The 21,045-nt window shown below is 53.6% G+C and carries 18 protein-coding genes and 1 pseudogene; 3 read left to right on the top strand and 16 right to left on the bottom strand.

Features of this window, described 5'->3' with window-relative positions; all coding sequences use genetic code 11:
* Nucleotides 1-53: 53 nt before the first annotated feature.
* The 4 genes from OSC10802_RS0136450 to OSC10802_RS52290 all read right to left on the bottom strand — a co-directional run bounded on the left by OSC10802_RS0136450 (nucleotide 54) and on the right by OSC10802_RS52290 (nucleotide 7,505).
* Nucleotides 54-1,829, bottom strand: a complete 1,776-nt coding sequence (locus OSC10802_RS0136450) for an NHLP bacteriocin system secretion protein (RefSeq protein WP_017721692.1) — start codon at nucleotides 1,827-1,829, stop codon at nucleotides 54-56.
* A 187-nt stretch (nucleotides 1,830-2,016) separates the two neighbouring features.
* A complete protein-coding gene (locus OSC10802_RS0136445; RefSeq protein WP_017721691.1) occupies nucleotides 2,017-4,713 on the bottom strand; it encodes an NHLP bacteriocin export ABC transporter permease/ATPase subunit in 2,697 nt (898 codons plus the stop codon).
* Between the two features lie 121 nt (nucleotides 4,714-4,834).
* The gene (locus OSC10802_RS0136440) at nucleotides 4,835-7,018 is read right to left on the bottom strand and encodes an NHLP family bacteriocin export ABC transporter peptidase/permease/ATPase subunit (RefSeq protein WP_232731911.1); all 2,184 of its coding nucleotides are present in this window, start codon (nucleotides 7,016-7,018) and stop codon (nucleotides 4,835-4,837) included.
* Nucleotides 7,019-7,199: 181 nt separating this feature from the next.
* On the bottom strand, nucleotides 7,200-7,505 hold the full coding sequence (locus OSC10802_RS52290; RefSeq protein ID WP_155969214.1) for a hypothetical protein: 306 nt from the start codon (nucleotides 7,503-7,505) through the stop codon (nucleotides 7,200-7,202).
* Between the two features lie 72 nt (nucleotides 7,506-7,577).
* Here OSC10802_RS52290 and OSC10802_RS0136425 point away from each other — a divergent pair, with 72 nt between their 5' ends.
* From OSC10802_RS0136425 to OSC10802_RS0136415, 3 genes are all read left to right on the top strand, one after another.
* Entirely contained in the window at nucleotides 7,578-7,922 is a 345-nt protein-coding gene (locus tag OSC10802_RS0136425) for a DUF760 domain-containing protein (protein ID WP_017721687.1), read from the top strand.
* Between the two features lie 469 nt (nucleotides 7,923-8,391).
* Nucleotides 8,392-9,582 carry an NAD(P)/FAD-dependent oxidoreductase gene (locus tag OSC10802_RS0136420; protein WP_017721686.1) on the top strand — a complete coding sequence of 397 codons (1,191 nt, stop codon included), beginning with the start codon at nucleotides 8,392-8,394 and terminating at the stop codon, nucleotides 9,580-9,582.
* Nucleotides 9,583-10,074: 492 nt separating this feature from the next.
* The gene (locus OSC10802_RS0136415; RefSeq protein ID WP_017721685.1) at nucleotides 10,075-10,776 is read left to right on the top strand and encodes an HAD-IA family hydrolase; all 702 of its coding nucleotides are present in this window, start codon (nucleotides 10,075-10,077) and stop codon (nucleotides 10,774-10,776) included.
* On the opposite strand, the gene OSC10802_RS0136410 is transcribed toward OSC10802_RS0136415, so the two are convergent.
* From OSC10802_RS0136410 to OSC10802_RS0136370, 12 genes and pseudogenes are all read right to left on the bottom strand, one after another.
* On the bottom strand, nucleotides 10,744-11,145 hold the full coding sequence (locus tag OSC10802_RS0136410) for a DUF4278 domain-containing protein (protein WP_017721684.1): 402 nt from the start codon (nucleotides 11,143-11,145) through the stop codon (nucleotides 10,744-10,746). The genes OSC10802_RS0136415 and OSC10802_RS0136410 overlap by 33 nt on opposite strands.
* A 209-nt stretch (nucleotides 11,146-11,354) precedes the next feature.
* On the bottom strand, nucleotides 11,355-11,462 hold the full coding sequence (locus OSC10802_RS56080) for a cyanase (RefSeq protein ID WP_071593422.1): 108 nt from the start codon (nucleotides 11,460-11,462) through the stop codon (nucleotides 11,355-11,357).
* 41 nt (nucleotides 11,463-11,503) lie between these two features.
* Entirely contained in the window at nucleotides 11,504-11,914 is a 411-nt protein-coding gene (cynS, locus tag OSC10802_RS43515) for a cyanase (RefSeq protein ID WP_082218493.1), read from the bottom strand.
* A complete protein-coding gene (locus OSC10802_RS52285) occupies nucleotides 11,865-12,047 on the bottom strand; it encodes a hypothetical protein (RefSeq protein WP_155969212.1) in 183 nt (60 codons plus the stop codon). Before OSC10802_RS52285 ends, cynS begins: the two co-directional genes overlap by 50 nt.
* Nucleotides 12,048-12,063: 16 nt before the next feature.
* Complete coding sequence (locus OSC10802_RS0136400; RefSeq protein ID WP_017721683.1) at nucleotides 12,064-12,621, bottom strand: O-acetyl-ADP-ribose deacetylase; 558 nt, start codon at nucleotides 12,619-12,621, stop codon at nucleotides 12,064-12,066.
* 86 nt (nucleotides 12,622-12,707) lie between these two features.
* Nucleotides 12,708-14,201: a DUF1802 family protein gene (locus tag OSC10802_RS0136395; RefSeq protein ID WP_026099114.1), complete on the bottom strand. Its 1,494-nt coding sequence runs from the start codon at nucleotides 14,199-14,201 to the stop codon at nucleotides 12,708-12,710.
* 2 nt (nucleotides 14,202-14,203) lie between these two features.
* On the bottom strand, nucleotides 14,204-16,090 hold the full coding sequence (locus OSC10802_RS0136390; RefSeq protein ID WP_017721681.1) for a P-loop NTPase fold protein: 1,887 nt from the start codon (nucleotides 16,088-16,090) through the stop codon (nucleotides 14,204-14,206).
* A gap of 60 nt (nucleotides 16,091-16,150) precedes the next feature.
* Nucleotides 16,151-16,840: a hypothetical protein gene (locus tag OSC10802_RS0136385; RefSeq protein ID WP_017721680.1), complete on the bottom strand. Its 690-nt coding sequence runs from the start codon at nucleotides 16,838-16,840 to the stop codon at nucleotides 16,151-16,153.
* 442 nt (nucleotides 16,841-17,282) lie between these two features.
* A complete protein-coding gene (locus OSC10802_RS0136380; protein WP_026099113.1) occupies nucleotides 17,283-18,770 on the bottom strand; it encodes a DUF1802 family protein in 1,488 nt (495 codons plus the stop codon).
* A 2-nt stretch (nucleotides 18,771-18,772) separates the two neighbouring features.
* Nucleotides 18,773-20,485: a hypothetical protein gene (locus OSC10802_RS43510; RefSeq protein ID WP_017721678.1), complete on the bottom strand. Its 1,713-nt coding sequence runs from the start codon at nucleotides 20,483-20,485 to the stop codon at nucleotides 18,773-18,775.
* A gap of 83 nt (nucleotides 20,486-20,568) precedes the next feature.
* A complete protein-coding gene (locus OSC10802_RS56075) occupies nucleotides 20,569-20,700 on the bottom strand; it encodes a hypothetical protein (RefSeq protein WP_017721677.1) in 132 nt (43 codons plus the stop codon).
* A 60-nt stretch (nucleotides 20,701-20,760) separates the two neighbouring features.
* A pseudogene (locus tag OSC10802_RS0136370) lies at nucleotides 20,761-21,045 on the bottom strand (hypothetical protein); the annotation flags it as partial.

The raw sequence follows: 21,045 nt of genomic DNA, 5'->3' as shown, positions 1-21,045 counted from the left end.
AACCCGGTTTCTTTAAGAAACCGGGTTTCTCAGCACTTCGCTCGAATTTTTTGTTAATAAATGCCACTCCAACTGCGCAATATTGGAATAATATAAGAGATGGGGGCGACTTCTTCAACTTTGACTCGGACTTGGGCAGTTGTGCCGGATGAAATTTTTAAGGACGGTCCTTTTGAGGAAGACCATTTGTAACCGCTGGTGGTGCTTGAGTCTTCTTGCAGCCGCACAAAGACTTGCACCCGCGCCCCACTATCGCTGGCGAGGCTTCTTGCCAACTCTTCGTTGCCGACAATCGCTGTAATGTCTTGAACTGTAACAGGAAAAGGCGAGACTTTCGTCACGACTCCCACAATACCGCCGTAGCGTTCGCGCTGGACGACACTGGGAGTCACTTGCACCGGCATTCCGGATTTAATTTGCTTGCCATCCCTATCCGCAAAGTAGACAAGGCTTTCTAATTTGGCGTTCGCCTCTTCAGCTTCCATCGCGCCAATACGGGTGCCGGCGCTGACAATTTGACCGGCAACCGCGCTCAATTCTAAGATTTGGCCATCATAGGGGCTGACAATTTTGCTTTCTTTTGTTAATTGCAGCTCCAGTTGCTCGATCCGGCGCTTAACTTGCTGAATCTCGTTCGTTGCGTCGTTTTGTTTTTCCAGGGTTTCTCGGTTCAGCTTCGCCTCTTGGGCGTCGAGATCCTTGATTTGGGTCTTAATTTGGTCAATTTTGTTGAGGCTTTGCAGGTACTCGCGCTCGGCGCTGGCGACGTCAACGTCGATTTGCTGGAGGCTGGTTTTGATGTCGTCCATTCTGTTCTGGCTTTGCAGGTAATCCCGTTCGGTGTTGGCGACTTCCAGGTCGATTTGTTGCAGGCTATTTTTGATGTCGTCAATTCGGTTGAGGTTTTGCAGGTAATCTCGCTCAACGTTGGTTTCTTGAACGTCGAGCTCTTTCAATTGCGCTTCCAGGTCCGCCAGCTGTCTCTGAGCGCTGAAAAGTTCTTCCTCTGCTTGCAGCATGATGTCTTGGCTGACGAGCTTCTCCTGAAATAGGCGACGCCTGGTTTCGACTCGCTGCTGTCTGGTTGCCAGCAAGGAGGTGATTTGTTCCTTTTGCAGCTGCAGGCTTTTGCGCTTTTCGGCAAGCGCCGCCAGATTTTCCTGTCGCAGGTTTGGCGCGACTTGCTCTCGGCGCAAGCTCTCCTGAAGGCTTTTCCGTCTTTGCTCCAATGCTGCTAGCGTTTGCTGGCGCAGTGCCGGTGCGATTTGCTCCCGGCGCAAGCTTTCCTGAAGGCTTTTGCGCTTTTGTTCCAGCGCTGCGAGAGTTTTTTCCCGCACCACCGGCGCGACTGCCTCACGCTGCAAACTTTTCTGCAAATCTCTCCGCTGCTGCTCAATATTTCTTCTTTCCAGAGCAACCTGCTGCTGTTCGAGGGTGCCGGCATTTTTCTTCTGCTGTTGCAGTTCCGCTAGCTTGGCTCGCTCTTGCTGCAGTTCTTGCTTCAGCTGTGATTGGTCGATTGTCGCCAGCACCTCACCTTTTTTTACCGAATCTCCCGCCTTAACGCTAATATTTAATACCTGACCGGCACTGGGCGTCTGAAATTGCACCACATTCCGGGGGCGCACCAGCACGCCCACGCCAGAAACCGTCAGTGGAATTCGCCCCACCACACTCCAAATTCCAGCCGCCACCACTAAAAAGCCGGTCGCCGCCAGAGGCAACCATGTTTGGGGGCTGACAGCGCGCATGAGCCGGTCGAGCTGTTCCGGCGAAGACAGCTGCTCTAGCGCTTCTTCCCGGAAGATTTTCCTGCCTTTTTCTTGCATTTTATCTGTCCTTGTTCGCGCCCTCGCCTATTCCGGTAAACTCACCTCTTATTATAACCTGTTAGGCTTTCAATCCGCTTGTCCATTCACAGGAGGCAGTCGCTTCCGAAATGCGGGCAACCGCCACCTGTGAAAACTTCGCCGGCAGTAGAGGATCTGGTCGGGCTAAAGCCCAACTACAAACCTATCATTCCATCTGTCGCGCCACTAATTCCGCAAACAGCCCCTCCTGCCTCACCAACTCCTCAAACGCACCCGCCTGCACCACCCGCCCCGCTTCAATCACATAAATCCTGTCAGCATTGCGAATCGTACTTAACCGGTGCGCAATCGCAATTCGCGTCGCATTCAACCTACCCAAACTCTCAGTCACAATCGCCTGCGTGCGGTTGTCCAGAGAGCTTGTCGCCTCATCCAGAAAAATAACCCTCGGCTTATTCACCAGCGCCCTAGCAATCAGCAACCGCTGCCTTTGACCCCCCGAAAGATTCGTCCCCCCCTCACTGACAACCGTGTGCAAACCCATCGGCATTTGCTGGATATCCTCAGCAAAACCGGCCATCTGCGCCGCCACCCAAGCTTCCTCCTGCGACACCAGCCCCCCCGCCGCAATATTTTCAAAAATCGAACCCGCACCTATTCTACCATTTTGCAGCACCACCCCCAACTGCCGGCGCACCGCCACCAAATCCAATTCCGCCAAATTTTTACCATCATAAAACACCCCGCCCGACTCCGGAGTTTCAAACCCCAGAAGCAATCTCAAAATCGTTGACTTCCCACTCCCAGAAGGCCCGACAATTGCCACAAATTCCCCCGGCTCCGCGCGCAAACTCACCCCATCCAGAACCGCCGGCCCATCTTTTTGGTAGCGAAACGAAACCCGATCCAGAGCAACCCGCCCCCCCAGCGCCCCCGGATTTGCCTTCGCGGAGTCATATTCCAGTTGCGCCTGCAAAATCGGCAGCGTTCGCTTCCACAGCGGCACAATTCCTAACAGCCCAATCGCCGTATTGCTCAAATCAATCGCCCCCGACAGAAAAATCCCCAGCGCCGAATTAAACGCCAGAAACGCACCCGAAGTCAGCCCGCCACCCCCCTGCTGAGATATCTCAACCGGCTGCACCCCCACCCAGTACAGCACCGCCGAAGTCACCAAAGGCAGCGCCTCAGTAAAAATAGCAACCGCATCATTAATTTGCTGCAAACTCACCTCCAGTCGGACGCGATCGCTGTACTTATTCGCCCACGCCGCAAACGCCCGCCCTTCAGCCATCGCCACCCGCAGTTTCGCCACCCCATTAATCAGCTGCACCGCCAGCCCATTAATCGCCCCATCCAAATCCAATTGCTGGCGCGATTTGCGGACTGCCCAATAGCCAGAAACCCCCGTCACCAAAACCGCTAAAAGCGAAACCCCAACCCCCACCAAAGCCAGCTGCCAGCTGTAAGCAAACATCAAAAACAAATTCAGCAGCGCAAAAACCCCGCTGAGCAAGGTGCGCTGCGTCGCTCCAGAAAGCTTCTGGCGGATAGCGCTCGCCGACATCGTGCGGCTGAGCAAATCCCCCGAAGAATACTGGCGAAAAAACCCCGGACTCAATCGCAGCAGCCGGTCCCAAATTGCCGGCTGCAAAGCGCTGTCGGCGGCATTTTCCACCCGCAGGGAAAGAATCCCGCGCGACATCTGAAACGCAGACTGCCCGCACGCGATCGCAAACAGGGCCAAACCCAGCTGCCACAGCATCCCCCGATCGCTGTCCGGAATGGCGCTGTCCACCAAAATTGCCGTCGCCTGAGGCACCACCATCCCCAGCAGCGAGCCGATCGCCCCAATCGCCAGAATGCCGGCGGCGTCCTTTTCGTAGCCCCGGATGCCAAATTGCAACAGCCCCACCGGCTTGTCCGCCACCTTGGGCAGAGGCCGGTAGAACATGTAAGCGTTCCGCGCCAGAGTCGCCGCCTCCGCCTCACCCACCGGCACCTTTTGCCCGCTCGCCGGGTCCAGCAGCAGGTAACCGCGCCCAGCCGGCAGCAGGGCGACCGGGCGGCTGTCCGCAGCGATAGAGCCCAGCAAAGGGCCACATTCCTGCCGCCACCAGCCATCCTCCAGAGTCACCCGCCGCGTGCGAAATTGCGACGCCCTAGCGATCGCCCCCACCGGCTCCCTCAGCGTGCTCCAGTCTTCCGACTGAGCCGGTGGGCGGACCTCAATCCCCAGCGCCCGCCCCACCGCACCCGCCGCCGCCAGCAGCGGCGCGCCCTCCTGAACCGGCGGCTCAACCCGCTGCGGTTGCAGCGCCGCCGCCAGCTGCAAAAGCGCCCCGCTCACCGCTTGCCGGTTGACGCGCTCCCGCTCAACAAACCGGCGAAAAGCCGCCTCAGTTTCCTCCCGCTCCAGCCAATTCAAATACCGGAAAAAATCCGCGTGCGAACCCGCCAAAAAAGCCGGCACCTCCGCAGCGCTCACCGGCTCCTTCAGCAACAAATTTCCCCGAGAATTCGCCTCAGGATACTCCCAGCACCCCGTCTCCCCCAAATGCCGCACCCAACCTCTCACCAGCGCCAGCGCCCCCGCCTCACCCGCCGCCACCTGCGCCCCCAAATCCGCCATTGAAAATTGGGACAGTTCAGTCGCCTCAACCGCCACCGCCAAAATCCCAATCTGCGTCCCACTTTCTCCCTGATCACCCCCATCAAGCGCCGCCCCAAACAGAGCCTCCAGAGCACCGGCACTGAACAGATAGCGGCGCTCACCCTCAGGCAAATTGTCCTTAACTTTCGTCGCAAATAGCGCCACACTGCCCGACAAAATTACCCACACCTTTTTTGGGTCATCTAGTAGCAGCGGTTCATTTCCTTTAAGCCGGCACAAAATTTCCATCGTTAGGGTTTAAGGTTTAGGGGTTAGGTTTTAGCGGTTAGGGTTTAGGGTTTAGAGTTTAGAGGTTAGGGTTTAGGGGAAAGCCCAATGCCCCATGCCCCATGCCCCATGCCCCTTAAACTCAGTGTTCAGAGCGGATCAAAGCAGCATATTTCCCCCCAGACTGCCACAACTGCTCGTGAGTTCCGCGCTGCACCACTTTCCCTCGCTCCAGCACAATAATCTGATCGCAATCGCGAATTGTGCTCAGCCGGTGAGCCACCACAATGCAAGAGCAACCGCGCCGGCGCAAATTCCTGTCAATCGCCAATTCAGTTTGAGCGTCCAGAGCGCTCGTCGCCTCATCCAGCGCCAGCACCGCCGGATTTCTCACCAAAGCCCGCGCGATTTCCAGCCGCTGGCGCTGTCCGCCACTGAAATTCATCCCCCCCTCAATTAAAGCCGCCTCATACCCCCCAGACCCAGATACAATTAAATCGTGAATCGCCGCATCTTCGCAAGCCCGCACCAAATCCGCTTGCGGGACAGTCGGGTCCCAGAGCGTCAGATTTTCCCGCACCGTCCCCGCAAACAGAAAAATATCCTGCTCCACCATTGCCACAGAATTTGCTATAATAGATCGGGGCAGCTGCGAGCGCGGCACCCCATCAAAATAAATCTCCCCCTCCCACGGTTCATAAAGACCGCAAATCAGCTTCACCACAGTAGACTTCCCCGAACCCGAACCCCCGACAATCGCCACGCGCTGTCCTGGCTTCAAACTCAAACTAAAATTCTCAATCAGAGGGCTAGCCACGCGGCTGTAGCCAAACGTCACATTCCGCAATTCCACATAGCCCTGCAAGCGAAAAGAAACTTGCTCCTTCGCGATCGGCGCTGCGAATTGAGCCGCGCCCGACGACTTGTCCTCCCCTCGCGCCACTTCCGGATCGACCGGATTTTGCAGGACATCATCCAAGCGATCCAAATCAGTTTCCAAATCTTGCAGCGTGCTGCCAAAATTAATCAAACTGCTCACCGGCTCCAGGAAACTCGCCATCAAACTCTGGTAAGCCACCAGCATGCCAACGCTGAGGCTTCCTGCCATCACCTTATACCCCCCCACCATCAATATAGCAGAAGTCGTCAGCGACGTCAAAATAGCCGGCAGCACCGTCAGGATTTGACTCTGCAAAGCCAATTCTTGCTGGGCGTTGAGCGCCTTAGCGTAGTAGCCGGCAAACTTAGAGAACGAGTCCGACTCCAGCCCCGAAGCCTTCAGCGTTTCTATCATTTGGATGCCGGCAATCGCCATCCCAGAAACCTTACCGTATTCCTGAGCCAGCTTCATATTCGCATCAACCCGCGTCCGCGACAGCAACTGCAGCGCCAGGAAGTTCACACCGGCAAACCCGAACGCAATGCCGGTGAGCAGCCAGTCATACTGTAGCATAATCAGAAAATAAAACACCATCATCAGCGCATCAATTGCCGTCGTAGCCAGACGCCCCGATAGCACCTGCGCCACCTTATCATTAAGTTGAACCCGACTGCTAATTTCCCCCGCATAGCGCTGAGCGTAAAACCCCACCGGCAGCCGCAAGATGTGCCAGAGAAACTCCCCCGACATCACCACCGACAATTTTACCATCAGCCCCCGCAAATAGAGCAGGCGCAAGCGAGCCAGAACCCCGCGAACAGCCGCAGTGAAAAGCATCCCCAAAACCAGGGGGCGCAACCACTCCGTTCGCTCCGCCACCAGAATTTCATCCACAAATACTTGAGAGAAAGCCGGCACCGCCAACCGGGGGACCGTCAGCAGCAGCCCCGCCACAAGACAAGAGATAATAATCCCCCAAGAAAATTGCAGGCGCTCCCCCAAAGCCGAGAAAGTATTTCTTTTCTTCCCCCCCTTCTTAAAATCCGGTCCCGGCTCCATCACCAGCACCACGCCGGTGTAAGCGCGGTCAAACTCTTGCAGAGAAATCTTCCTGCGCCCCGCCGCCGGATCGTTCAAATAGACCCTATCCCCAGCGAACCCCTCCACCACCAGAAAGTGATTGAAATTCCAGAACACAATGTAGGGAGGTTCAGTAGCTCTCACACTGTCCAGATTTTTCTTAAATCCCTTAGCATTCAAGCCATAATTCTTAGCAGCTTTGAGAACATTCAAAGCATTGCTGCCGTCTCGCGAAACCCCACACTCGCGCCGCAGCTCAGCCAGGGGCACCACGCGACCGTAATACCCCAGAATAATACCTAGAGAGGCAGCGCCGCATTCAGTCGCTTCCATTTGCAGCAGCGCCGGAGTGCGAACGCGCCTCATTTTCCGGGATTGCCAAAGTTGAGAGAACTGGCCAAAAGGCATAAGTGAGTTAAATCTAGCAGACGGGTAGCCGTATTTAAGCGTCGCACAGAGCGCGGGATGAGCCCCTCCTAGCCCCCTTCCCGCATGCGGGGCAGGGGTTGGGTGCCGGGTTCGGCTGGACCGGCGCAAAAAGTTTCAATCATCCCTTTATTGTGCAATATGAATATTTTATAGCGATTTTCATCTGAGTGAGGCACTCAGAAACCCGGTTTCTTAAAGAAACCGGGTTTCTGGCATGTACTTCACTGAAAACCGCTATATCCCCACCGGCAGCTCTAGGGGAGGGCCAATTGCCCCCGACCGGCGGGCCAATTGCCCCCGCCCGGAGCGGGACAAGCCCCGAACTCCCAGCACCCCATAAGAGTGCCGGTGCTAGCGCCCAGATGGGGCGCAGCGACGCGCCGGTGGTGGGAGAATCCGCCGCCTGCGGTTCGGTTCGGCTCACTTTGCCCCCCTGCCGCCCTTGCTAAATTAGTATCCAGAGCGCAAACACATCTATAAATTGCAGGTAAAAACCGTGACCAATCTGTCAAATCGAGCCCCAAAATTTTTTGGCAGCGAGTCGGAAGGCGGCAACTTGTTGTGGCAATATGTTCAGTCCATGAGCCCAGAAACCGTGGCGCAACTGTCCAACCCCTCTAACGCTGAAGTGTTTAAAGTCATGGAGGACAACATTGTAGAAATGTTGGGAGGCTTACCGCCGCAGCACTTTAATGTCACCATCTCCACCAGCCGCGAAAATCTAGGCCAGCTTCTGGCTTCCGCAATGATGAGCGGCTACTTCCTGCGCAACGCTGAGCAGAGAATGGCGATGGAAAACGCTTTCCAGCTTGCCGACTCAACCCGCTCAGCCGATAGCTAGCACTTCCAGGCATGGTGCCAGCACTAGGGGTGAGCTCTCGCCGCACAGCCACCCCCGCACCCTCCAACCTCTCCCCCCACAGGACTTACATCCCACGCTCCGCTTCGTGCCGGTGCAAACCGACCTTCAGAGAAACTTTTATATTTTTGCCTCCCTAAACCGAGAGTATCATCTATCCAAAGACAGATAAATATAGCCTTTCTCTTATTAGTGAGAGACTGAAAAACCCGGTTTCTTAAAGAAACCGGGTTTCTTATGCGTACTTCATCCAACTGAGAACCTTAATTGCTAGGAGAGAGGGAGGCGGAGCCTCCTTTCAGGCGTTCCCAGCCTCAGGCTGGGAACGAGGAAATGCCATGCATGCGTGATGCCCAATGCCATGCATGCGTGATGCCCATTCCCAGACTTCTCTGTTTCTCGCTAAAGTGAGAGGAGTGCAACCCGCAACAGATCGCCCGCTCAAACACCTATGACAAAACAGCCCGCACGCATTTGCATTCTCGGTGGAGGCTTTGGAGGTCTCTACACGGCTCTGCGATTGAGTCAGTTCCCCTGGACAAAGCCAGAGAAACCGGAAATTGTGCTGGTGGATCAAAATGACCGCTTTTTGTTCTCGCCCCTGCTGTACGAACTCGTCACCGGCGAACTGCGTTCCTGGGAGATCGCCCCACCGTTTGCAGAACTCTTGGCCAACACCGGCGTCCGCTTCTATCAAGCCGAGGTGGCTAAAATTGATATAGAGTCCAAGGAAGTGCGCCTGCAGGACGGTCACGATCTCCCCTACGACCGGCTGGTGCTCGCCCTCGGCGGGGAAACGCCTCTGGACAGGGTGCCGGGTGCCGACCGGCACGCTTTGCCGTTCCGCACCATTGCCGACGCCTATCGCCTGGAAGACCGACTGCGAGTGCTGGAGGCGTCAGACAGAGATTTTATTCGGGTGGCGGTTGTCGGTGCCGGTTACAGCGGCGTTGAGGTGGCGTGCAAGCTAGCAGACCGGCTGGGCCAACGGAGCCGGTTGCGTCTGGTTGAGCAAACGGACACAATTCTGCGCACCTCTGGCGAGTTTAACCGGCAAGCTGCCACCAAGGCGCTGGAAGAGCGGGGTGTCTGGATCGATCTCGAAACGTCAGTGCAATCGATCGCCGCAGACACCATTTCCCTCCTGTACAAAGGACAGGTGGACATCATCCCCGTGGATTTGGTGCTGTGGACCGTGGGGACGCGGGTAGCGCCGGCGGTGCGATCGCTCCCCCTCAAGCAGAACCAGCGCGGACAGCTGGTCACCACACCGGCACTGCAAGTGGCAGAGCGCCCAGAAATCTTCGCCCTGGGAGACTTGGCCGACTGCCTGGATGCCGGTGGCCAGCGAGTGCCGGCAACCGCCCAAGCTGCCATGCAGCAAGCGGATTATGTCGCTTGGAATATCTGGGCGTCTCTCACTGATCGCCCCCTGCTGCCCTTCCGCTACCAGGGGCTGGGAGAAATGATGACCTTGGGAATGGACAGCGCCACCCTCACCGGCTTGGGCGTCAAACTCGATGGCCCTCTCGCCAACCTGGCGCGGCGTCTCACCTACCTCTACCGCATGCCCACCTTTGACCACCAGCTGAAAGTCGCTTTCAACTGGATGGCTCAGCCCCTGCAAGACATGCTTTCCTGACTCTAGGCGCTATCTCTGGCGGCAAGCTGCTTACTCTCTCGTTCCCAGGCTCCGCCTGGGAGCGCAACGCTCTTTGGCTCTGCCTCCTTTCTCAACCCAGGCACCCAGCGACAAGCTGTTGCGCATTTAATTCGCGCTATCCATCTCTACTCTCTCGCCCCCAGGCTACTCCTGGAAATGCAACCCTGTAGGCTAGGCCCCCTCTCTTGAATATGCAAATTAAAAGCAGAGTTTTGAACCGGTGCGGGACGCGGAGATGGGCCTCTAGGGGACAGGTCAGGAGGAAATTTGATAATATCCGGAAGAAAGCATATATACAAAACAGGTCTGAATTCGGACTTTTTTGAAAATCATTTAGTCGTAAATCGTTTTATTGCTCTCCGGGCCTGAAAAGCGAGCGGGGGGGAGATTTTCATCGGGCGGGGGGACTGGGTTTGGCAGGTGGGTGTGAGATGGTAGTAGCAATCCAGCGATCGAACATCCAAAGTTGCAATGCGACCGAAAGTGATTTTTTTAGATGCCGCCGGCACCCTGTTTGGCGTGCGGGGCAGTGTGGGCGAGGTGTATGGCCGGCTGGCGAGCCGGTGTGGGGTTGAGGTTTCAGCGCCGGCGCTCAATCGGGCCTTTTTCGAGAGCTTCAAGGCATCGGCACCGGCATGCTTTCCGGGGGTTGAGCCGGCGGAGATTCCCCAGCGGGAGTTCCAGTGGTGGCTCGCCGTCGCCCGCAGCACCTTCGAGCGTGCCGGTGCTCTCAACCAGTTCGCCAACTTTGACAGTTTCTTTGCCGAACTGTATGGCCACTTCGCCACCGCCGAGCCCTGGGCTGTCTATCCTGATGTGCGACCGGCACTAGAGCGGTGGCGCGAGCAAGGTATCCAGCTCGGCGTGCTGTCGAATTTTGATTCCCGGTTGCGCCCAGTGTTGCGGGCGCTGGATCTGGCCGAGTTTTTCACCTCGGTGACTGTTTCCACCGAGGTGGGTGCGGCGAAGCCAGACGCCCAAATTTTTGCCGCCGCATTGCAAAAACATGACTGCTCAGCGGAAGCAGCCCTGCACATTGGCGACAGTTATAGAGAAGACTGGCTTGGAGCCACCCGAGCCGGTTTGCGGGGCGTCTGGCTGAACCGGGACCAGCCCCGCCCCGGAGAAGAGGGGTGCGCTTCAGCAAGCCAGCTGCTGGAACTCGCTTTCTAGCAGCTGGAGCAGTTTTTTGTCCCCCCGGGCAATGGCTGCTTGCATGCGCCGCTCCAAGTTGTGGTAGAGATTGGCGCGGTGAATTTTGGCCGTTTCACAGAGGAGGGCTTTGCGGGATTTGGGGATGAAGGCTGCCATCTGCCAGAGTGCGGCGGACGGTGGGACGCGAGCTTCGGGTTGTGCCGGCTGGCCAGTGCCATAGGGCACGCCCCGATATTTCAGCTCGGCAATCGGCTGGACCTCGGGCATGTGTCTGGGATAGCGCAATCTCCACGGCTGCCCCCGATATGTCCCGCCAATATCGCCTTCGAGCATGTCGGTGGTGGGGAGTTCGTATGCCGCGCTGGCACCCCGATAGGTGAGTTTCATATCGGCGCTTCTCCTGGGATAGCTGGACCTGTCGGAATTTGAGAGGTGCATGAGGTAAAACTATTTCATTTCTGTATCTAATTTTACCGTTTTCTCGCAAAAATGGCAAATGTACCCAGAGTAAAACGGACTAGCGCGCCGGTGGGACGCCGGCGGAGTGGGCTCTCAGCCGGCGCTGTGCCGGTGCTTGTGGCCCTATAGGGAGAGGGCTACCACTTCTTGTAGGGCAGGAACTTGCCGGACATGGTGATTTTGACGCGCTCGCCCTTGGGGTCGGGTTCTTTGTCCACATCCAGGGTGAAGTCGATGGGGAGCATCCCCGTTGTGCAAATCTGCCCAAATGAATGCGACAATGATTTCAGCAGGTTGCGGGAGCGGATAATTTTTGGCCAGCTGAATCCCGGAAACGGGATTGAAACAAGTCAATGGCGCTCATAATGCCGTCGCCGAACTTCTCGTGGATGATGGCCTTGAGCGGCATGCCGTAGACCTGCATGATTTCGTAGAACCGGTAAATCAGCGGATCTGTGGGGACGACTGGGCCCAAGCCTTTCAGGGGGGGCTCGGTGAGCGGTTCAGCGGCAGCCGCTCCGAGTCCGAGGGCGTCTGCGAGTTTTTGGGCTTCTTCAAGGGAGGCGGTGGCTTGCCGGTAGAAGAGGGCGGCAACCCACACCTCATCGCGCCCGAGAATTTTTTCCAAATCGGCAAAGCTGAGTCCCTTAGCTTTTTTGGCAGCTAGGAGTTGGGCAGTGATTTCGGGGATTTCCATTGAGCGTTCCTCTGTCTGCAAAGACGGTTAGGGATTGTTCTTGATTTTCCCAGATTTGGGGTGCCGGCTTGGGTGATTTTGGATACCGGCACTCAGTCCAGCCGGCAATTCGCGCTTCGGAGGTGCGCCCCATGACGATCTTACTCCCCTCAAGTCGCGCCGGTTATTTCCCTGAGTGTTTGCAAGTAGCAATTCGCTATTTGGGGTGAAAAGCAAACAAAGATAACCTTTTCAAGCGAGGCATTTTCCTCTAAAAAGTTCTTAACTTCAGTGACGGCGATGCCAGTGGCTCGCTGCATCGGGAACCGGTAAATGCCGGTGCTAATTGCGGGGAAGGCAATCGTTTTAATGCCGTGAACTTCTGCCAGCGCCAAGCTATTGCGATAGCACTGAGCTAATAGCTCATCCTCGTTGCGAAAGCCACCTTGCCAAATTGGGCCAACGGTATGAATAACCCACTTAGCGGGAAGTTTGTAGCCCTGAGTGATTTTGGCTTCTCCTGTGCGACAGCCTTTGAGCTGCCGGCATTCTTCCAGGAGTTGCGGACCGGCGGCGCGGTGAATTGCGCCATCAACACCGCCACCGCCCAGGAGGGAACTGTTGGCGGCGTTGACAATTGCATCCACCCGTTGCCGAGTGATATCCCCCTCGATGACGGCAATGCGATTGAGTGCCGGTGAGGGGGTTTGGGACTGAGAGTTTTCCATGTTTGCTGGCCTGACTGCCACAAGTTATATTATCATATTAGTAGGTGCGTTGCTAAGAGCAACGCACCCTACAACCCGGCTCTTTCTCAACCCCCCACCGGCAACTCGCGGAGAAAGTAAAAGCGATCGCTCTCCCAGTCACTTGCCCGAACGCGACCTAAGTAACCCGTTAAAGGAGAAGAAATCTCAATCAAAATATCCCGCAATTGTTCGCGACTTAAAAGAGGTTGCGGTGGGTTGGAATAGACATAAACCCCGTGAAGCTGACTGAACCCAACACTTTGACCGTTTGTTCTGTCCGAGAAATCTTTCACCAGACTGATGATATGCGAACGCAGCTTAAGTTTTTCCCACACACTGTCAATGTAGAGGTTTACCTCCGTGTCAGCCCCCTCACCAAAAGGAGTTTGCAGCAAATAGGGTTTTAGCTCTAACAAGTTTACAGCACCAGGGTGCTTTGCTTTCAGTTCAACTAACCTTTGCAGAGTTCTAGGACGCATAACATTTATTTGGTTTCCAACAGCTGCATTTTCCGCGTATATAGTTAAGGAGCCAGCGGCAACAATTATCTTGATTGAGCGGTCAAACTGTTCCGCACCGAGATGTGTGTGACCCAGATGAATGAGCTGGGCGGACACACTATTTGGCACACTTTCATTTTTACTGGCTTTACACTCCCCTACCACAGAATAGGGAGTTTCGCAATAGAAATCTAACCCCCCAGCGCCGCCGGTTGCATTGGGATTTAGGCTGGCTTCTGGTTTGCGGTTGGAGTTGGAAAAACCGAGTTTGAGGAAACTGCGGCGGACAAGCTTTTCAAAAGATTGACCGTCGCTGGAGTTGCCAACTTCAGCAATAGTTTTAATCCAATCCAAATCCGCATCGGGTTGACTCACCGGCACCTCCCCACGCCAACCCAGAAAGATTTGGAGTTCCTCGTTTAGCTGTTTAGCCGCTGGGTTGGTGAGGGCGATTTGGGCGAGTTCCGCCTGCAATTCTTCCAATTCAGGATGCGCCGGCACTTCTCGCTTTTCCAACCTCACCCGCCGGTTGGTGAATTCAGAATCGCTGAGTGCCGGTGCAGATTCTGTTTCCCTCAAAGTAGGGCGCAAAGGCACAAATTTCCCTATCATCTTCTGGCTGTTAGGATTCACCGGCACTTCAACTGGTTGAGACAGCCGGTAGACGCGCAAGTAAGCCAAAAAAATACGCTGTCGCTGCGCGAGTGTTTCCTGCAAAGCCTCAGGTGTCCATACTGTCAGACGCGACAGAGCATCTGCATCTAAAGATTCACTGCTCTCTACGATTTGGCAGAGTTCGCACCTCGCCCAAGCTTTAATCGCCACCGGCTGATCGCACGGCTGACTGATAGAAGTTTGAGCGACAGGCAAGAAATTTGAGCTATAATAACGTTCGGGAGGGAGTGAATTAATTGAGGCATCCGCTGGGTAGAGGGAAAATGCTCGCCCCGGATTTATAAATATCCGAGGCATAGCTAAGATTGTTCGCCCTTGGATTAAGGCTTCCACATCGGGAGCCGGCAGAACTAGCGCTGTTTGGAGCATAAGGGATTCGCTCACGCTTAATTAAACAAATCACCCAAATCGTCCAAGTCATCTGTGCTGTCTTCACCGACAGCATCATCTGGAATATGACCAGAGGGAGCGCTCAAAATCTCTCGCAGCAAAGGATTGTCCAGGATGAGCCGCTTCTGAGATATGAACTCAAAAAATTGCTCCTCACTTAACTTATAAGCTTCCCGTTTGTGAAACGCAGAATATGCGGCAAATATTGGGATAATTTGCTCTTCTATTAGTCGGACAAACTCACCGCCCATTTTTGATGTCAGTTGGTGCAGCCAGAAGTGAGACATGGAGTTGCGATTAATTCTCTTTTCTGCGGAGCGAACTAAACATCCCCGAGTCAGATCATATTTCCTGTAGTTGTTTAACCGCTCCAACCCGTACACCAGTGAGTTAGACCGGCTCTCCAGAACCGCCACGCCAATTTTGACCGCTTTGCCGTTTTCTTGGCCGTTCACTTTGAAATTGATATATTTGTCTTTGATGCCATCTTTCACAAATACATCTGTTACCGCTTCAATCGTCACGCCTTCCACCGTCTGCCCTGTCAGCGTATGAAAGCCAAATTTGAGCGCCTCAGCAATCCGGGAATTATCCTTGAGATGCTCTTTGAAATCAGCTTCAAGTTCTCGCGTGAGAGCCAGTTCAAATCGTTCAGCTGGGTTTTCTGGAAGTTGGGGTGCGGGAACCTTAAAGTTCTCCGCACACCATCGCAACGCTTCCCGTACAGTTGGTTTTTGCTCCGCAAATTCTCTGAGTTCAGTCTCTTCAAATGGGTAAAGCGGTTGAGGTGGCGTTAAATTGCGGGACTGGTAAAACTCTTGCAGCCACAGGGAGATTAATTCAACGAAAGAATCTCCTCCCAGATATTTTAAATCAATGGGAGAGCCTTTGGCTGAAACGCGATCCGGTATTCCCCCTCCGAGTAACTTAACAGTCTTTGCCCAGGTATCAGGCATCATTACTGTGAGAAAGACAACCCCTGTACTGCTGGGCGATTGATGGACTGTATCAAACAGCCTTTTAACTAAATCAGCAACGACCTGAGGCGTTGTCAGCCCAGCCTCATTGCAGTTGTTGAGGACATCTATTTCGTCAAAGCAAATAATTGCCGTTTGGTAAGCCGTCACCAAATTCAAGATTTGACGGACTGTATCAAGGGCTTTATTTTCTCGGTCTGGGTTGGTTCTTGTAGGATTAGGCAATCCCAGTTCCGCCGCATGAGATTGCTCCAGTTCTTCACCCGACAGCCATTTGATGGCAAAAGGTGCGCGAGTCTCTGAGAGCGTCCACAAAATAGCCCGGACAATATAAGGATCTGCCTGCGGCTTGTTTCTGAGAACCGCTTCCGTCAAGTGTTCCATCAACTTATTATTTTTAGCCAAGGCATAGGGAAACTTATTGGCAATCATATTAGTGGGTGAATTCTGCGTCTTTGTAGCGGTGTTTACCATCGCTGTCGCCACTTCTTGCCACTGCATGACCCCTTGACTGCCACGCTGTTTCAGGCTTTCTGCCAAAGTTTTCTGGAATTGGGACTTCATCAGGTTCAAGTCCCCATATTTATCGACGCTGGCATACACAAATACACCACCGCCCTCGCGCTCAAGCCGGTGGCGAATCCGGCTGATGATGTGACTTTTCCCCACGCCCTGCTGAGCAGTTATCACGAATGAAGTCACCTTATCCTGACTGGATTGACTTGTCCGAACCCACTCAAGAGCCTGAAAAACGGCATCAGAAGCGTGAGCGTTTAGGGTGGGAACATCAGGGAATCCCTCCCCCCAGACATCCGGATCTTTCACAATCGCCGGTTTGTCAAATGGGTTGCGGCTTTGGATGGCGGCGTGGAGGTCTTCCATCGGAGAAACTGGGGTATTTTCCATAGTAATTCGGATTGGGGGAAGGAACTGCAACAGAATTCAGGACAGTCTAATTAACTCTAATTAACTCAAGCGCTTGGCGTAGTAGCGCAATCCGCCTCCGGGAATGACGAGCGAGTCTTGGCGCTTATCGGGGGTGATGTCTGGCACTTCTCCCGCCATCAGCTGAAAAATGTCCTTGGCTTGCATTTCCATCAGCCACTTGTTGAACATCTCGCGGCTAACCCGCTCCCCAATCTCCCGCCGAATCCGGTAAATTGGCACCAGATTGTCAAAATTGTAATCCCGGTTCAGCCGGGCGTAAATTTCCAGCACCACCTGTTTAAACACTTCATAAGCCCCAATTGCCGGCACCACCGACTTCACTTGAGCCGCCGGCGCACTCACCGCACTATCAAAATGGCGAATCCACTTCAGCAGCGCCTTGACGGTTCGCGCTCCCCCACTCGCCTCATCCTCGAACTCAGACTTTTTCAGACCATCGCCTAGCATTTCCAGCCCCATCTCAGTCAGCGAGATTTTCTCGACTCGCTTTTCCTTGGCGATGGAAATCGCTCCTTCCTTCTCTAGTAGTTGATACAGGCTCTGATAATCCCCCGATTTTTCACCCGTCCGTTTGACTTTGCCAGTCAGGTCACTTTTGTTAACCTCATTATTACCTTCCCCTAAATCCCATAAAGCAAGCAGGAGACGAGTTTTTACTTGCGCTTCAGGGTGATGATTTTCGTTGGCAGTGTGAGATTTTGGCGACATATTGATAGATCCTGATAGTTGGGATAGGGACTGAAAACTTAGCCCCTGATAAACTTATAGAACGCTATTTCCCAGTTCCCCGAGCCTATCCGGAAGGTTTTGAAAAAAAAATTCTGAATTCCCAGGCTAATCCTAGAAACGGCTTCGCTAAGCAAATGGAGAATCTTCCTCCGCTCCCGTGCGCGCGCAGGGGTAGGGGGTGGGGTTGACTCCCCTACCTCCCCTAGGCGTGCACGCAGCCGGTAGGGCTAAAGCCCAACTACGAACCTTTTGGAGGCTCTGCCTCCAAAACGGCGTTCCCAGGCGGAGCCTGGGAACGAGGGTAACGAGGGTAACGAGGGTAACGAGGGGAATCGCACCGGCACCACGCCACCCCGCGCCGACGCCTGATACGCCACAAACTCATTACTCTTAGCAACGCACCCCACAAATCGGCTCTTTCTCAACCATCCACCGGCAACTCGCGGAGGAAGTAGAAGCAGTCGCTCTCCCAGTCACTTGCCTCATCGCGCCCTAAATAACCCGTTAAAGGAGAAGAAAGCTCAATCAAAATATCCCGCAATTGCTCGCGACTTAACAGAGGTTGAGGTGGATTGGAATAGACATAAACCCCGTGAAGTTGGCTGAACCCAACCGTTTCATTTTTGCTTTTGGCCAAGAAATCTTTCACCAGCCCGACAATGTGCGCTCGCACCCGAATCTTTTGCCACACCTTGTCAATATAGCGGTTCAGCTCAGCGTCAGCCCTCTCACCAAAAGGGGCTGACTGCAAATAGGGCTTTAGCTCTAACAAGTCTATAGATCCAGGGTGCTTTGCTTTCAGTTCAAGCAGCCTTTGCAGAGTTTCAGGGCGCATCACATTAATTTGGTTTCCAACAGCTGTCTTTTGAGCGTCTCTAGTTAAGGGGCCAGCCGCAACAATTATCTTGATTGAGCGGTCAAACTGTTCTTTGCCAAGATGAGTGTTACCGAGATGGATAAGCTGGGCGGACACCTTATTCGGCACACTTTCATTTTTACTGGCTTTACACTCTCCTACCACAGAATAGGGAGTTTCGCAATAGAAATCTAACCCCCCAGCGCCGCCGGTTGCATTGGGGTCGAGGCTGGCTTTTGGCTTGCGGTTGGAGTTGGAGAAACCGAGTTTGGTGAAACTGCGGCGGACAAGCTTTTCAAAAGATTGACCGTCGCTGGAGTTGCCAACTTCAGCAATAGTTCTAATCCAATCCCAATCTGCATCGGGTTGACTCACCGGCACCTCCCCACGCCAACCCAGAAAAATTTTGAGTTCCTCGTTTAGCTGTTTAGCCGCTGGGTTGGTGAGGGCGATTTGGGCGAGTTCCACCTGCAATTCTTCCAATTCAGGATGCGCCGGCACTTCTCGCTTTTCCAGCCTCACCCGCCGGTGGGCGAATTGAGAATCGCTGAGTGCCGGTACAGATTCACTCACGCTCAGAGTGTCGGGCAAAGAGACAAATTTCCCTATCATCTGCTGGCTGTTGAAATTCACCGGCACCTCAATTGGTTGAGGCAGCCGGTAGACGCGCAAGTAAGCCAGAAAAATATGCTGCCGCTGCGCGAGTGTTTCCTGTAAAGCCTCAGGTGTCAATCCTGTTAGCCGCGACAGGGAATCTAAAGATTCACTGCCATCTACGATTTGGCAGAGTTCGCACCTCGCCCAAGCTTTAATCGCCACCGTCTGCTCACCCAGCTGACTGCTAGAAGTTTGAGCGACAGGCAATAAATTTGATCTATAGTAACGTTCGGGAGGGAGTAAATTAATTGAGGCATCAGCTGGGTAGAGGGAAAATGCTCGCCCCGGATTTATAAATATCCGAGGCATAGCTAAGATTGTTCGCCCTTGGACCAAGGCTTCCACATCGGGAGCCGGTAGAACTAGCGCTGTTTGCAGCATAAGTGATTCGCTCATGCTTAATTAAACAAATCAGCCAGATCGTCCAAGTCATCTTTGCGAGAGTCCCCAGATTTTTCGCTAGAATCTTCTACAGATTTAGTGTCATCCTCGACGATACCCTCGGGAATATTCCCGGACGGATCGCTCAAAATTTCTCGCAGCAAAGGATTGTCCAGCGTTAGCCGCTTCTCAGAGACACACTCGAAAAATTGCTCCTCGCTTAACTTATAGGCTTCCCGTTTTTGAAAGGCGGAATATACGGCAAATATTGGGATGATTTGGTCTTCTATTAGTGGGACTAACTCACCACCCATTTTTGATGTCAGTTGTTGCAGCCAGAAGTAAGACATCGAGTTGCGATTAATTTTATTCTCTGGAGAACGAACTAAACATCCCCGAGTCAGATCATATTTTCTGTAGTTGTTTAACCGCTCCAACCCATGCACCAGTGAGTTAGACCTGCTCTCCAGAACAGCCACGCCAATTTTGACCGTTTTGCCGTTTTCTTGGCCGTTCACTTTGAAATTGATATATTTGTCTTTGATGCCATTTCTCACAAAGACATCTGTTACGGCTTCAATCGTCACCCCTTCTACCGTCTGCCCTACCAGCGTATGAAAGCCAAATTTGAGCGCCTCAGCAATCCGGGAATTATCCTTTAGATGCTCTTTGAAATCCGCGTCAAGCTCTCGCGTGAGAGCCAGTTCAAATCGTTCAGCTGGGTTTTCTGGAAGTTGGGGTGCGGGAACCTTAAAGTTCTCCTCACACCATCGCAACGCTTCCCGTACAGTTGGTTTTTTCTCCGCAAATTCTCTGAGTTGAGTCTCTTCAAATGGGTAGAGCGGTTGAGGGGGCGTTAAACTGCGGGACTGGTAAAACTCTTGCAGCCACAGCGAGACTAATTCAACGAAATAATCTCCCCCCAGATGTTTTAAATCAATGGGAGCTCCTTTGGCTGAAACCCGATCCGGTATTCCCCCTCCGAGTAACTTAACAGTCTTTGCCCAGGTATCAGGCATCATTACTGTGAGAAAGACAACCCCTTTACTGCTTGGCGATTGATGGACTGTATCAAACAGTCTTTTAACTAAATCAGCCACCACCTGAGGCGTTGTCAGCCCAGCCTCATTGCAGTTGTTGAGGACATCTATTTCGTCAAAGCAAATAATTGCCGTTTGGTAAGCCGTCACCAAATTCAAGATTTGACGGATCGTATCCAGAGCTTTATTTTCTCGCTCCGGGTTGGTTACTGTAGGATTGGACAATCCCAGCTCCGCCGCATGAGATTGCTCCAGCTCTTCACCCGACAGCCATTTGATTGCAAACGGTGCGCGAGTCTCTGAGAGCGTCCACAAAATAGCCTGGACAATATAAGGATCTGCATGAGGCTTGGTTTTGAGAATCGCTCCCGTCAAACTTTCGACCAAATTCTTCTTTTTGGCCAAGGCTAATGGAAACTTATTGGCAATCATCTCAGTGGGTGAGTGCGGTTTTTTGGTAACGCTGTTTACCATCGCTGTCGCCACTTCTTGCCACTGCATGACTCCTTGACTGCCTTGCTCTCTCAGGCTTTCTGCCAAAGTTTTCTGGAATTGGGACTTAATCAAATTCAAGTCCCCATATTTATCGACGCTGGCATACACAAATACACCACCGCCCTCGCGCTCAAGCCGGTGGCGAATCCGGCTGATGATGTGACTTTTCCCCACGCCCTGCTGAGCAGTTATCACGAATGAAGTCACCTTATCCTGACTGGATTGACTTGTCCGAACCCACTCAAGAGCCTGAAAAACGGCATCAGAAGCGTGAGCGTTTAGGGTGGGAACATCAGGGAATCCTCCCCCCAGACATCCGGATCTTTCACAATCGCCGGTTTGTCAAATGGGTTGCGGCTTTGGATGGCGGCGTGGAGGTCTTCCATCGGAGAAACTGGGGTATTTTCCATAGTAATTCGGATTGGGGGAAGGAACTGCAACAGAATTCAGGTCAGTCTAATTAACTCTCATTAACTCAAGCGCTTGGCGTAGTAGCGCAATCCGCCTCCTGGAATGACGAGCGAGTCTTGGCGCTTATCGGGGGTGATATCTGGCACTTCTCCCGCCATCAGCTGAAAAATGTCCTTGGCTTGCATTTCCATCAGCCACTTGTTGAACATCTCGCGGCTAACCCGCTCCCCAATCTCCCGCCGAATCCGGTAAATTGGCACCAGATTGTCAAAATTGTAATCCCGGTTCAGCCGGGCGTAAATTTCCAGCACCACCTGTTTAAACACTTCATAAGCCCCAATTGC

The organism is Kamptonema formosum PCC 10802 (assembly GCF_000332335.1).
Classification (GTDB): domain Bacteria; phylum Cyanobacteriota; class Cyanobacteriia; order Cyanobacteriales; family Oscillatoriaceae; genus Oscillatoria.
Note: the sequence above shows the minus strand (reverse complement) of the source record. Positions and strands in the feature narration are given on the sequence as shown.